This window comes from Citrobacter sp. Igbk 16, assembly GCF_028069755.1.
Classification (GTDB): domain Bacteria; phylum Pseudomonadota; class Gammaproteobacteria; order Enterobacterales; family Enterobacteriaceae; genus Citrobacter.
In genome coordinates, this window is sequence record NZ_JANEWJ010000002.1 from 16,287 (window position 1) to 29,271 (window position 12,985).

General features: G+C 52.9%; 12 protein-coding genes. 7 read left to right on the forward strand and 5 right to left on the reverse strand.

The window, feature by feature from the left end; translation table 11 throughout:
• Positions 1–38 precede the first annotated feature (38 nt).
• Positions 39–2,126 (forward strand): YccS/YhfK family putative transporter, encoded by a 2,088-nt coding sequence (locus NNO03_RS01790; RefSeq protein ID WP_271448770.1) that lies wholly within the window; start codon positions 39–41, stop codon positions 2,124–2,126.
• 90 nt (positions 2,127–2,216) lie between these two features.
• On the opposite strand, the gene argD is transcribed toward NNO03_RS01790, so the two are convergent.
• The 5 genes from argD to ppiA all read right to left on the reverse strand — a co-directional run bounded on the left by argD (position 2,217) and on the right by ppiA (position 5,553).
• Positions 2,217–3,434, reverse strand: coding sequence for a bifunctional acetylornithine/succinyldiaminopimelate transaminase (gene argD, locus NNO03_RS01795; RefSeq protein ID WP_202037577.1), 1,218 nt, complete (start codon positions 3,432–3,434; stop codon positions 2,217–2,219).
• Positions 3,435–3,519: 85 nt separating this feature from the next.
• Positions 3,520–4,083: an aminodeoxychorismate synthase component 2 gene (pabA, locus tag NNO03_RS01800; RefSeq protein WP_271448648.1), complete on the reverse strand. Its 564-nt coding sequence runs from the start codon at positions 4,081–4,083 to the stop codon at positions 3,520–3,522.
• A gap of 31 nt (positions 4,084–4,114) precedes the next feature.
• Complete coding sequence (locus NNO03_RS01805) at positions 4,115–4,717, reverse strand: putative adenosine monophosphate-protein transferase Fic (protein ID WP_271442310.1); 603 nt, start codon at positions 4,715–4,717, stop codon at positions 4,115–4,117.
• Positions 4,707–4,874 carry a YhfG family protein gene (locus tag NNO03_RS01810; protein WP_271448649.1) on the reverse strand — a complete coding sequence of 56 codons (168 nt, stop codon included), beginning with the start codon at positions 4,872–4,874 and terminating at the stop codon, positions 4,707–4,709. Before NNO03_RS01810 ends, NNO03_RS01805 begins: the two co-directional genes overlap by 11 nt.
• A 106-nt stretch (positions 4,875–4,980) precedes the next feature.
• Complete coding sequence (ppiA, locus tag NNO03_RS01815; protein ID WP_137381141.1) at positions 4,981–5,553, reverse strand: peptidylprolyl isomerase A; 573 nt, start codon at positions 5,551–5,553, stop codon at positions 4,981–4,983.
• A 266-nt stretch (positions 5,554–5,819) separates the two neighbouring features.
• Here ppiA and tsgA point away from each other — a divergent pair, with 266 nt between their 5' ends.
• The 6 genes from tsgA to NNO03_RS01845 all read left to right on the forward strand — a co-directional run bounded on the left by tsgA (position 5,820) and on the right by NNO03_RS01845 (position 12,970).
• Complete coding sequence (gene tsgA / locus NNO03_RS01820) at positions 5,820–7,001, forward strand: MFS transporter TsgA (protein ID WP_137381142.1); 1,182 nt, start codon at positions 5,820–5,822, stop codon at positions 6,999–7,001.
• 305 nt (positions 7,002–7,306) lie between these two features.
• Entirely contained in the window at positions 7,307–9,850 is a 2,544-nt protein-coding gene (nirB, locus tag NNO03_RS01825) for an NADPH-nitrite reductase large subunit (RefSeq protein ID WP_271448650.1), read from the forward strand.
• Positions 9,847–10,173, forward strand: a complete 327-nt coding sequence (nirD, locus tag NNO03_RS01830; protein ID WP_045448391.1) for a nitrite reductase small subunit NirD — start codon at positions 9,847–9,849, stop codon at positions 10,171–10,173. Before nirB ends, nirD begins: the two co-directional genes overlap by 4 nt.
• Positions 10,174–10,345: 172 nt before the next feature.
• On the forward strand, positions 10,346–11,155 hold the full coding sequence (gene nirC, locus NNO03_RS01835) for a nitrite transporter NirC (RefSeq protein ID WP_005121658.1): 810 nt from the start codon (positions 10,346–10,348) through the stop codon (positions 11,153–11,155).
• Positions 11,156–11,166: 11 nt separating this feature from the next.
• Positions 11,167–12,540, forward strand: a complete 1,374-nt coding sequence (gene cysG, locus NNO03_RS01840; protein ID WP_271448651.1) for a siroheme synthase CysG — start codon at positions 11,167–11,169, stop codon at positions 12,538–12,540.
• 262 nt (positions 12,541–12,802) lie between these two features.
• Positions 12,803–12,970 (forward strand): YhfL family protein, encoded by a 168-nt coding sequence (locus tag NNO03_RS01845; RefSeq protein ID WP_271441406.1) that lies wholly within the window; start codon positions 12,803–12,805, stop codon positions 12,968–12,970.
• The last annotated feature ends 15 nt before the right edge of the window (positions 12,971–12,985 follow it).

A 12,985-nucleotide genomic window follows, 5' to 3' on the forward strand; every position in this document is an offset into this window, starting at 1 on the left:
GCGTGTTACGTCGTAATGCGCCATTTTTGTTTGCTCCGATGTGGCGAAGACTGATTTATCACCCCGAGATCAACTACGCACTACGACAGACGCTGGTGCTATGTTTACCTGTGGCTATCGGTCTTATCATTGGTCAGCTTCATCTGGGACTGTTGTTCTCCCTCGTCCCTGCCTGTTGCAATATTGCGGGTCTTGATACCCCACATAAGCGCTTTTTCAAACGCTTAGTGATTGGCGCGTCGCTGTTTGCCGGCTGCAGCCTGATAATGCAGTTACTGCTGGCACAGACTATACCGCTGCCGCTGATCCTCACCGGCCTGACGCTGATTCTCGGTGTGACTGCTGAGCTAAGCCCGTTGCATGCACGACTTCTGCCCGCCTCACTGATCGCGGCGATTTTCACACTGAGTCTGGCCGGGAACATGCCCGTCTGGGAGCCATTGCTGATCTACGCGCTGGGGACAGTATGGTACGGCCTGTTTAACTGGTTCTGGTTCTGGATGTGGCGTGAACAACCGCTGCGCGAATCACTCAGTTTGTTGTACCGCGAATTAGCCGATTACTGTGAGGCCAAATACAGCATGTTGACCCAGCATGCCGATCCCGAAAAAGCGCTACCGCCCCTGCTGGTCCGTCAACAAAAAGCCGTGGATCTGATTACCCAGTGCTACCAGCAAATGCACATGCTGTCGGCACATCACAATAATGAATACAAACGACTGCTACGTGCCTTTCAGGAGGCGCTCGATTTACAAGAACATATTTCCGTCAGCCTGCACCAGCCCGAAGAAGTGCAAAAGCTGGTCGAGCGTAGCCACGCGGAGCAGGTGATTCGCTGGAATGCTCGCACCGTTGCGGAACGTCTACGCGTACTGGCCGATGACATTTTGTATCACCGCTTGCCGACGCGTTTTTCGATGGAAAAGCAGATCGGCACCCTGGAGAAGATTGCCCGGCAGCACCCGGATAATCCGGTGGGACAATTTTGCTACTGGCATTTCAGCCGCATTGCCCGCGTGCTGCGTACCCAACGCCCACTGTATGCCCGGGATTTGATGGCTGATAAACAGCGTCGATTACCGTTAATTCCTGCACTGAAAAACTATTTGTCGTTGAAATCTCCGGCGCTGCGTAACGCCGGACGCATCAGCGTCATGTTGAGTATCGCAAGCCTAATGGGTAGCGCTTTACACCTGCCAAAACCTTACTGGATCCTGATGACGATACTGTTCGTCACGCAAAATGGCTACGGCGCAACCCGGGTGCGTATTTTACACCGCTCGGTGGGCACGCTTGTCGGACTGGTCATTGCCGGCGTCACGTTGCACTTTCATATTCCTGAGGGCTTTACGCTGGCAGCTATGCTGCTGATAACCCTGGTGAGCTATCTGATCATCCGTAAAAACTACGGCTGGGCCACCGTGGGCTTTACGGTCACAGCGGTATATACCCTACAGTTACTCACGTTGAACGGGGAACAGTTTATCGTGCCCCGGTTTGTCGACACCGTGATCGGCTGTTTGATCGCCTTTGGCGGTACGCTCTGGCTGTGGCCGCAATGGCAGAGTGGTTTACTACGTAAGAACGCTCACGATGCACTAGGAGCAGATCAAGAAGCCATCCGCCTCATCCTCAGCAACGATCCGCAGGCCACGCCGTTGGCGTATCAGCGCATGCGGGTCAATCAGGCGCAAAACACGTTGTTTAACTCCTTAAACCAGGCCATGCAGGAACCCGGGTTTAACTCGCACTATCTGGCAGATATGAAACTGTGGGTTACACACAGCCAGTTCATCGTCGAGCACATCAATGCAATGACTACCCTGGCAAGGGAGCACACGATATTGACGCCGGATCTGGCGCAGCGATATCTGGAATCCTGCGAAATTGCACTCCAGCGCTGTCAACAGCGGCTGGAATATGACGGACCGGGAAGTTCTGGTGATGTGAATATTCTCGAATCACCAGAGATGCTCTCACACGGCCCATTAAGTACGCTTGAGCAGCATCTACAACGAATACTGGGGCATCTTAACACCATGCACACCATCTCTTCTGTTGCCTGGCGCCAGCGACCGCACCACGGTATCTGGCTTAGCAGGCGGTTGCGGGACATGAAGGGTTAAGAGATTTGCCGGATACGCTACGCTTATCCGGCCTACGAATCACACCTTACCCTGTAGGCCGGATAAGGCGCTCGCGCCGCCATCCGGCAATCAGCCCACCACCTTCGCTACCGCCTGCGCGAAGCGCTGCATCCCTTCATCGATATCCGCCTGCTCTACCACCAGCGACGGTGCAAAACGCATCACGTCCGGCCCGGCGTTTAGCACCATCACCCCTTCGTGCGCAGCAGCGTAGAGGAAATCACGCGCCCGGCCTTTAAACTGCGGCTTCAACTCAGCGCCAATCAACAGTCCCATGCCGCGAATATCGCTGAAAATATCAAACTGCTGATCAATTTTCTGCAAATGCTGCACAAAGGCATGCCGTTTGGCCTGAATACCTTCCAGCACTTCCGGGGTGTTGATGATATCGAACGCCGCTCCCGCAACCGCGCAGGCCAGCGGGTTACCGCCGTAAGTCGAACCGTGCGAGCCAACATGGAACGCGGAGGCTATCTCCTGGGTGGTCAGCACCGCGCTCACCGGGAATCCACCGCCAAGCGCTTTAGCACTGGTCAGGATATCCGGCGTCACGCCGTAGTGCATATACGCAAACAGGTCACCGGTACGCCCCATCCCACACTGCACTTCATCAAACACCAGCAGCGCCTGATGTTGATCGCACAGTTCGCGCAGCCCCTGCAGGAATTCTGACGTGGCAGCGGTAACCCCTCCCTCACCCTGAATAGGCTCAACCACCACCGCACAGGTATGATCATCCATCACCGCTTTTACGGCATGCAGATCGTTAAACGGTACATGGATGATATCCGCGGGCTTTGGTCCAAAGCCGTCAGAGTATTTCGGCTGCCCACCCACGGAAACGGTAAACAGCGATCGACCGTGAAACGCATTATGGAAGGCGATAATTTTAGTTTTGAATGGGCTATGGCGCACACAGGCGTAATGGCGTGCCAGCTTAAAGGCGGTTTCGTTAGCTTCGGTACCGGAGTTCATGAACAACACGCGTTCAGCGAAAGTGGCATCAATGATTTTGCGGCCTAAACGCAACGCCGGCTCATTGGTGAACACGTTACTGGTATGCCACAGAGTTTCACCCTGGGTTTTTAATGCCTCGACCAGTGCCGGATGGCAATGCCCTAACGCGGTCACTGCAATGCCGCCCGCGAAATCAACGTACTCTTTACCCTGTTGATCCCAGACTCGACTTCCTTTCCCCTTTACCGGGATAAACTCTGCCGGTGCATAAATCGGCAGAATCACTTCATCGAATGTTGCGCGCGTAATTGCAGTTTGTTCAGTTGCCATGTCATTACCACCCTGTTAAGCAGAAATGCTAGTGAAATTATAATCACAAAATATGAATAAAAAATCACTGAATAGCAACCATAAATCACCGGTTAAGGAAATTAGCCAGCAGTTGATGCCCCTGTTCGCTGAGGATGCTCTCCGGGTGAAATTGCACCCCTTCCATATCCCACTCCCGGTGACGAATGCCCATAATCTCCTGCGTTTCACTCCACGCCGTCACTTCAAAGCACTCAGGCAACGTCTCAGGTGCGACCACCAACGAATGGTAGCGCGTCACCGTTAGCGGGTTTGCCAATCCCTGAAAAACACCTTGCCCGGTATGCGTAATGGGTGAAGTCTTACCGTGCATCACTTTCGCCGCCCGCACGACGTTCGCGCCAAAGGCTTGTGCCATTGCCTGATGGCCCAGACAAACGCCCAGCATAGGGATCTTACCCGCATAATGACGAATGACATCCAGCGAGATGCCCGCATCATCCGGCGTGCATGGCCCCGGGGAAATGACGATTTTCTGCGGATTCAGCGCATCAATTTGCGCCAGCGTCAGCGCGTCGTTGCGTCTGACAATGACATCTGCGCCCAGTTCGCAGAAGTATTGATACAGGTTCCAGGTAAAAGAATCGTAGTTATCGATAAGCAGGATCATGGCGGCTCCGGTACAGAAGAACCGCGCTATTCTACTCAGTTTCCAGGGCTTCGCTTACCACTTTACGAAATATCGCCTGCAGGGCGGTCAGGTCACCCATGGCACCGCTTTGATTTGCCTGGTTCCACTCCTCAACCTGGATGCCCTCCCAGTTGAGTATATACCCGGCATGAATCGCCAACTGTTCGAAGAAAATACGCTGCGCCAGACCACTGCCGATGCGAAACGGGTGCAGCACGTTAATTTCACAGTAGTAGTGTGCGAGTCGCTCCACAAACTTTTCTTCCGACAGTCCCACCAGCCAGGACTCTTCTTCCAGATCCTGCATCAGCACGTTGCCCTCTTTCTCTATCCAGGCAAAATGGCAGAAAGGTGTGTCGCCCTGATAAATATCGACTTCGCGTAGCTTGCCAGCCCAATCGAAAATATCCTGATAAAGTTGGCGATGAATAGCGCACAGGTAGGGTAAACCACGAACTAACGGCCCCAGTTCAATTGTGGCGGCACGCAGCGCCGTCAATTCATAAGCTGCCTGCGCCAGACGCTGCGCCTGATGAACCCCCAGCCGGTTACGCATAACGTTCAGCCCAGGATACAAATAGGGGTCACGTCCATCACCGAATTTATCGCTCATAGTGCCTCCGCAATTCTTCAAGACGCGCCAGGGCGTCTTCAGCGCTCAGAGTAACCTGTGGAATATCCACGCCTTCCAGTCGCCGGCTTGCCTGAAAATTGGCATTTCGCAGTTGCGCCCAGAGCCTGGACTTTTGTTTATCGGTGAGTTTTTTCACGTGACCTCCCTGAATGAGCCGACACTTGCCACAAGTATAAGCAGCAATTTCGGGTTACGCAGAGAAGGGGGAGAACGCGGGCAGGGACTACCCGCGCAAAATAGGCTTACGGCAGGACTTTAGCGGAAAGGATAACAATCGGTTTTGACGGAACATTCTGGTAAGGACCGACATCGTGGGTCTGTACCTGCGCAATCTTGTCCGCAACATCCATACCTTTCACAACTTTACCGAACACGGCGTAACCAAAGTCACGCTGGCCATGATCGAGGAATGCATTGTCCGCAATGTTGATAAAGAACTGGCTGGTCGCACTGTCTTTATCCGCAGTACGCGCCATAGCAATCGTGCCTCGGGTGTTACGCAGCCCGTTATCCGCTTCATTCTTGATTGGCGGGTTAGGTTTTTTCTGCTGCATCTGCTCGTTAAACCCACCACCCTGCACCATAAATCCCGGGATCACACGGTGGAACGTGGTGTTGTTATAGAAACCGCTGTTGACATAATCGACAAAGTTTTGCACTGAAACCGGGGCTTTCTGGCTGTTCAGTTCCAGTTCAATGTTACCGGCAGAGGTTGTCAGCAGAACGTGCGGATCCCCTTTCGCTGCCAGCGCTGCGGGAGAGATAGCAGAAAGAGCGAAAACAGCTGCAACAGCCGCCAGAGTCGATTTGAGCATGAGATTTCCTTAAACGAGAGCAGAAACTAAAGCAAGTGGATTGATTCTAAAGAGCCTTCATGAACAAGGCCATCCCTTTACCTAATTTTACGTACTTGAAACAAATGTAACCTCATAGCCGTAAATACCAATGTGATCACGATCACATACAAAAATGTAACAGGCTCAGTAATTACCAAAAAATATTTAAATACATCACTAAAACGCCTAAAATCTGCCCGCTCACGGCGCCGTTAATGCGCCTTACACTTCTATACAGGCCAGTCATGACTAACAGCAATCGCATTAAGCTCACATGGATTAGCTTTCTCTCCTACGCCCTGACAGGTGCGTTGGTAATTGTCACCGGGATGGTGATGGGAAACATCGCGGATTATTTCCATTTGCCCGTTTCCAGCATGAGTAACACCTTCACCTTCCTGAACGCAGGTATCCTGATTTCTATTTTTCTGAATGCCTGGCTGATGGAAATCGTGCCGCTGAAAACGCAATTGCGTTTTGGCTTCATCCTGATGGTATTGGCAATCGCCGGACTGATGCTCAGCCATAGCCTGGCGTTGTTCTCCGCGGCAATGTTTGTGCTGGGACTGGTGAGTGGTATCACCATGTCGATTGGTACGTTCCTGGTGACTCAGATGTATGAAGGTCGCCAGCGTGGCTCCCGCCTGCTGTTTACCGACTCCTTCTTCAGCATGGCGGGCATGATTTTCCCTATGGTTGCGGCCTTCCTGCTCGCGCGCAGCATTGAATGGTACTGGGTCTATGCTTGTATCGGCCTGGTGTATGTCGCCATTTTCCTGTTGACCTTCGGCTGCGAATTCCCGGCGCTGGGCAAACATGCGCAGCAGCCAGATGCACCGGCCGTGAAAGAAAAATGGGGCATTGGCGTACTGTTCCTGGCGATTGCGGCACTGTGTTACATCCTCGGTCAGCTTGGTTTTATCTCCTGGGTTCCGGAATACGCCAAGAGCCTGGGCATGAGCCTGAACGATGCCGGTAAACTGGTTAGTGACTTCTGGATGTCTTACATGGTCGGCATGTGGGCGTTTAGCTTTATTCTGCGTTTCTTCGATTTGCAGCGTATTCTGACCGTACTGGCGGGACTGGCCACCGTGCTGATGTATCTGTTCATCACCGGTACGCCAGAGCATATGCCGTGGTTCATTCTGACACTGGGCTTCTTCTCCAGCGCGATTTATACCACCATTATTACCCTTGGTTCTCAGCAGACCAAAGTTGCCTCACCTAAACTGGTTAACTTTGTGCTGACCTGCGGCACCATTGGTACCATGCTCACCTTCGTCGTCACCGGTCCTATCGTGGCGCACAGTGGCCCATTAGCCGCATTACAGACTGCGAACGGACTGTATGCCGTGGTGTTCGTGATGTGCTTTATCCTTGGGTTCGTCACGCGTCATCGCCTGCATAACGCGCCAGCAACGCATTAATCTCAGTGCCGGAGGGCGCTTCGCTTGCCCGGCCTACACACTGCCGGATGGTGTCTGCGCCATCCGGCCTATTCTCATACCCTCTTCTTTCGCTGGCGATGTCGGCCCAAACACACTAAAACCCCTTAATTTGTATGCTAATTGTACAAATATGAAAAGCCTGTCAATTCCGTCACTTATAAAAATGCTGGCAAATCAGTTATATACCCCTTAAGGAGTATATAAGGCCGAATTTGATTTGTATCAATAAGCGCGGTTGCTGAATCGTTAAGGTAGGCAGTAATAGAAAAGAAATCGAGGCAAAAATGAGCAAAGTCAGACTCGCTATTATCGGTAATGGTATGGTCGGCCATCGCTTTATTGAGGATCTTCTTGATAAATCCGACGCTGCCAATTTTGATATTACCGTCTTCTGTGAAGAACCCCGCAAAGCGTACGACCGCGTACACCTGTCATCCTACTTCTCTCACCACACAGCTGAAGAGCTTTCTCTGGTGCGTGAAGGGTTCTATGAGAAGCATGGCGTTAAGGTGTTAGTCGGTGAACGTGCAATTACCATCAACCGCCAGGAGAAGGTAATCCACTCCAGCGCGGGCCGTACGGTCTATTACGACAAGCTGATCATGGCGACCGGCTCCTATCCGTGGATCCCACCGATTAAAGGTTCCGAAACCCAGGACTGCTTCGTTTACCGTACCATCGAAGATCTCAACGCCATTGAAGCTTGCGCCCGCCGTAGCAAACGCGGTGCCGTCGTCGGTGGTGGCCTGTTAGGTCTGGAAGCCGCCGGAGCGCTGAAAAGCCTGGGCGTGGAAACCCACGTGATTGAATTCGCCCCCATGCTGATGGCTGAACAGCTGGATCATATGGGTGGCGAGCAGTTACGTCGCAAAATTGAAAGCATGGGCGTGCGTGTGCACACCAGCAAGAACACCAAAGAGATCGTCCAGGAAGGCACCGAAGCGCGCAAAACCATGCGTTTTGCCGACGGCAGCGAGCTGGAAGTTGATTTCATCGTCTTCTCCACCGGTATTCGCCCACGCGACAAACTGGCAACCCAGTGCGGTCTGGACGTCGCTCCGCGCGGCGGCATTGTCATTAACGACAGCTGCCAGACATCTGACCCGGATATCTATGCGATTGGCGAATGCGCCAGCTGGAACAACCGCGTATATGGTCTGGTCGCGCCGGGTTACAAAATGGCCCAGGTCGCTGTGGATCATATCCTCGAAACTGAAAACGCTTTCGAAGGTGCGGATCTCAGCGCCAAACTGAAGTTGCTCGGCGTAGATGTTGGCGGAATTGGCGACGCGCACGCGCGTACACCGGGTGCCCGCAGCTATGTCTATCTCGATGAAAGCAAAGAAGTCTACAAACGCCTCATCGTAAGTGAAGATAACAAAACCCTGCTGGGTGCGGTTCTGGTCGGTGACACCAGTGATTACGGCAACCTGCTACAGCTTGTGCTGAACGCCATCGAGCTGCCGGAAAACCCGGACTCGCTGATTCTGCCAGCACATGCGGGCAGCGGTAAACCATCAATCGGCGTGGATAAACTCCCGGACAGCGCACAGATTTGTTCCTGCTTTGACGTCACCAAAGGCATGCTGATTGCCGCTATCAACAAAGGTTGCCACACCGTTGCGGCGCTGAAAGCCGAGACCAAAGCCGGTACTGGCTGCGGCGGTTGTATCCCGCTGGTAACGCAGGTCCTGAACGCCGAACTGGTGAAGCAGGGTATCGAAGTGAATAACAACCTGTGTGAACACTTCCCGTATTCGCGTCAGGAACTGTTCCACCTGATTCGCGTAGAAGGCATTAAAACCTTCGAAGAATTGCTGGCTAAACACGGTAAAGGTTACGGCTGCGAAGTGTGTAAACCCACCGTCGGCTCCCTGCTGGCCTCCTGCTGGAATGAATACATTCTTAAACCACAGCATACCCCGCTGCAGGACACTAACGACAACTTCCTGGCGAACATCCAGAAAGACGGCACCTATTCCGTGATCCCGCGTTCTGCAGGGGGAGAAATTACACCAGAAGGCCTGGTGGCCGTAGGCCGTATCGCCCGTGAGTTTAACCTGTACACCAAGATCACCGGCTCCCAGCGTATTGGGCTGTTCGGCGCACAAAAAGATGATCTGCCGGAAATCTGGCGTCAGTTGATTGAAGCCGGTTTCGAAACGGGTCATGCGTACGCCAAAGCGCTACGTATGGCGAAAACCTGCGTAGGCAGCACCTGGTGTCGTTATGGTGTTGGCGATAGCGTTGGCTTCGGCGTCGAGCTGGAAAACCGCTACAAGGGCATTCGTACACCGCACAAGATGAAGTTTGGTGTTTCTGGCTGTACCCGCGAATGTGCGGAAGCCCAGGGTAAAGACGTCGGTATCATCGCCACCGAGAAAGGCTGGAACCTGTACGTTTGTGGTAACGGCGGGATGAAACCTCGTCATGCAGACCTGCTGGCGGCCGATGTCGATCGTGAAACGCTGCTCAAGTATCTTGACCGCTTTATGATGTTCTATATCCGTACTGCGGACAAACTGACCCGTACTGCACCGTGGTTAGATAACCTGGAAGGCGGCATCGAGTATCTGAAGTCCGTCATCATCGACGACAAACTGGGCCTGAACCAGCACCTGGAAGAAGAGATGGCCCGTCTGCGTGAAGCGGTGGTGTGTGAGTGGACAGAAACGGTCAATACGCCGTCCGCGCAGGTTCGTTTCAAACACTTTATCAACAGCGATCAACGCGATCCGAATGTTCAGGTTGTCCCTGAGCGCGAACAACATCGTCCGGCTACGCCTTATGAGCGTATTCCGGTGACTCTGGTGGAGGAAAACGCATGAGCCAGTGGAAAAACATCTGCAAAATCGATGACATTCTGCCTGCGACAGGCGTCTGCGCCCTGTTAGGTACTGAGCAGGTTGCTATTTTTCGCCCGTATCACAGCGATCAGGTGTTTGCGATCAGCAATATCGACCCATTCTTTGAGTCCAGCGTACTGTCGCGTGGGTTGATTGCTGAACATCAGGGTGAGCTGTGGGTCGCCAGTCCGCTCAAAAAACAGCGTTTTCGCTTAAGCGACGGTCTGTGCATGGAAGACGAACAGTTCTCCGTGAAACATTACGAAGCCCGAGTGAAAGACGGCATGGTGCAACTGCGCGGTTAACTTATTTTTGGGAGGCGCAACGCCTCCCTTTTTTGACGTATTTGTAGGTCTTTTATTGGTAGGCCTGATAAGCGTAGCGCCATCAGGCAATTGCCGGATGGCGGCATAAATGCCTTATCCGGCCTACGGTTACGATTTCTTTTTATTTTTGTACTTCAAGGATAATCAACACATGTTCACAGACACTATTAATAAGTGTGCGGCTAACGCTGCGCGCATCGCACGCCTGTCGGCAAATAATCCACTCGGATTCTGGGTCAGCTCAGCAATGGCAGGGGCCTACGTTGGGCTCGGCATCATTCTTATTTTTACTCTCGGTAATTTACTCGATCCATCCGTACGCCCTCTGGTAATGGGTGCAACCTTTGGTATTGCCTTAACGCTGGTGATTATCGCCGGTTCAGAACTGTTCACCGGTCACACGATGTTTCTCACGCTCGGCGTTAAAGCGGGCACCATCAGCCACGGTCAAATGTGGGCGATTCTGCCACAAACCTGGCTCGGCAACCTCGTGGGCTCTGTGTTTGTCGCTCTGCTATACAGTTGGGGCGGTGGCAGTCTGTTGCCGGTCGATACCAGCATCGTGCATACGGTCGCGCTGGCGAAAACTACCGCACCTGCAACAGTACTGTTCTTTAAAGGCGCCCTGTGTAACTGGTTGGTTTGCCTGGCAATCTGGATGGCAATCCGCACCGAAGGCGCGGCGAAGTTCCTTGCCATCTGGTGGTGTCTGCTGGCGTTTATCGCGTCCGGTTATGAACACTCCGTAGCCAATATGACGCTGTTTGCCCTTTCCTGGTTCGGCCACCACAGCGAGGCCTATACCCTGTCCGGAATTGGTCATAACCTTCTGTGGGTGACACTAGGTAATACTTTGTCCGGTGTCGTATTCATGGGATTGGGTTATTGGTATGCTACGCCAAAATCGGAGCGTCCGGCTCCGGCAAAAATCAATCAGCCAGAGGCTGCTGCCAATAATTAAGGGGTAATGTCGTGGATCATTTGCCTATATTTTGTCAACTACGTGACCGCGACTGCTTGATCGTCGGCGGTGGTGATGTCGCAGAACGCAAAGCGCGGTTACTGCTGGAAGCTGGCGCCCGTTTAACGGTTAATGCGCTGGCGTTTATTCCGCAGTTCACCGTATGGGCAGATGAAGGCATGCTGACGCTGGTTGAGGGGCCATTCGATGAAGCCCTGCTCGACTCTTGCTGGCTGGCTATCGCCGCTACTGATGACGATGCCGTTAACCAAAGCGTCAGCACCGCCGCAGAATCACGTCGTATCTTCTGCAACGTGGTCGATGCGCCAAAAGCGGCCAGTTTTATCATGCCCTCCATTATCGACCGCTCTCCGCTGATGGTGGCGGTCTCCTCAGGCGGTACATCCCCTGTTCTTGCCCGCCTGCTGCGTGAAAGACTCGAATCCGTGCTGCCGCAGCATCTGGGCCAGGTCGCACAATATGCCGGGCAACTGCGCTCCCGCGTGAAAAAACAGTTCGCCAGCATGGGTGAACGTCGCCGCTTCTGGGAAAAATTGTTTGTTAATGACCGCCTGGCGCAGTCACTGGCGAACAACGACCAGCAAGCCGTAGAGGAAACCACCGAGCAATTGCTCAGCGAACCGCTGGATCACCGGGGTGAAGTGGTATTGGTAGGTGCCGGTCCTGGTGATGCCGGGCTGCTGACTCTGAAAGGGCTACAGCAGATCCAGCAAGCTGATGTTGTGGTGTATGACCGTCTGGTTTCTGACGATATCATGAACCTCGTACGTCGCGACGCAGACCGGGTGTTCGTAGGAAAACGTGCGGGCTATCACTGCGTACCGCAGGAAGAGATCAACCAGATCCTGCTGCGTGAAGCGCAACAAGGTAAACGCGTAGTGCGACTGAAAGGCGGTGACCCGTTCATCTTCGGACGTGGTGGTGAAGAGCTGGAAACCCTGTGTCATGCCGGTATTCCATTCTCTGTCGTACCAGGCATTACCGCGGCTTCTGGTTGTTCTGCTTACTCCGGTATCCCACTGACCCATCGCGATTATGCGCAGAGCGTACGCCTGGTCACCGGGCACCTGAAAACAGGCGGTGAACTGGACTGGGAGAACCTGGCGGCAGAGAAACAAACGTTGGTGTTCTACATGGGACTGAATCAGGCGGCAACGATTCAGGAAAAACTCATCGAGTTTGGAATGCAAGCCGATATGCCGGTTGCCCTGGTCGAGAATGGTACTGCCGTAACACAGCGCGTCGTCAGCGGTGTGCTGACACAGCTCGGTGAACTGGCGAAACAGGTTGAAAGCCCGGCGCTGATTATCGTGGGCCGTGTTGTGGGATTACGCGATAAGCTGAACTGGTTCTCGAACCATTGATTCACAACAGATTCAGCGAAATAACCAACCGTATACCGTTCTGAAATCGTTCCGCTAATTAACATAAACGGCAGCCCTGGAATCTCTTTCCTGGCTGCCGTTTTTATTTCCCACCTGTTTTTTAAAACATATTTCCTTGTCTTTGGGTAGTCCTTATCTGGACTACCTCCCTGTTCCATTACTTGATATTTTCACCGGCGGAAAATGGATTTTTTCCATTTTTTTCATATATATAAATAGTTATATCTACAAGGATTTCGTTATGCTTAAGATTGCAAAAATTGCCGTTGTGGCAGGGATTCTGGCCACGCTGACCGCTTGTACGGGTCATGTTGAAAACCGTAATAAAACCTGCTCGTATGATTACCTGCTGCACCCGGCAATCTCGATTTCTAAAATGATTGGCGGTTGCGGCGCAGCGGCTGAATAATCAATAAATCTCTTT

Bases quoted from the DNA above. Each gene is read 5' to 3' on its own strand.
- NNO03_RS01790 (WP_271448770.1), top strand. From the start codon at position 39: ATGTGGCGAAGACTGATTTATCACCCCGAGATCAACTACGCACTACGA.
- argD (WP_202037577.1), bottom strand. From the start codon at position 3,434: ATGGCAACTGAACAAACTGCAATTACGCGCGCAACATTCGATGAAGTG.
- pabA (WP_271448648.1), bottom strand. From the start codon at position 4,083: ATGATCCTGCTTATCGATAACTACGATTCTTTTACCTGGAACCTGTAT.
- NNO03_RS01805 (WP_271442310.1), bottom strand. From the start codon at position 4,717: ATGAGCGATAAATTCGGTGATGGACGTGACCCCTATTTGTATCCTGGG.
- ppiA (WP_137381141.1), bottom strand. From the start codon at position 5,553: ATGCTCAAATCGACTCTGGCGGCTGTTGCAGCTGTTTTCGCTCTTTCT.
- tsgA (WP_137381142.1), top strand. From the start codon at position 5,820: ATGACTAACAGCAATCGCATTAAGCTCACATGGATTAGCTTTCTCTCC.
- nirB (WP_271448650.1), top strand. From the start codon at position 7,307: ATGAGCAAAGTCAGACTCGCTATTATCGGTAATGGTATGGTCGGCCAT.
- nirD (WP_045448391.1), top strand. From the start codon at position 9,847: ATGAGCCAGTGGAAAAACATCTGCAAAATCGATGACATTCTGCCTGCG.
- nirC (WP_005121658.1), top strand. From the start codon at position 10,346: ATGTTCACAGACACTATTAATAAGTGTGCGGCTAACGCTGCGCGCATC.
- NNO03_RS01845 (WP_271441406.1), top strand. From the start codon at position 12,803: ATGCTTAAGATTGCAAAAATTGCCGTTGTGGCAGGGATTCTGGCCACG.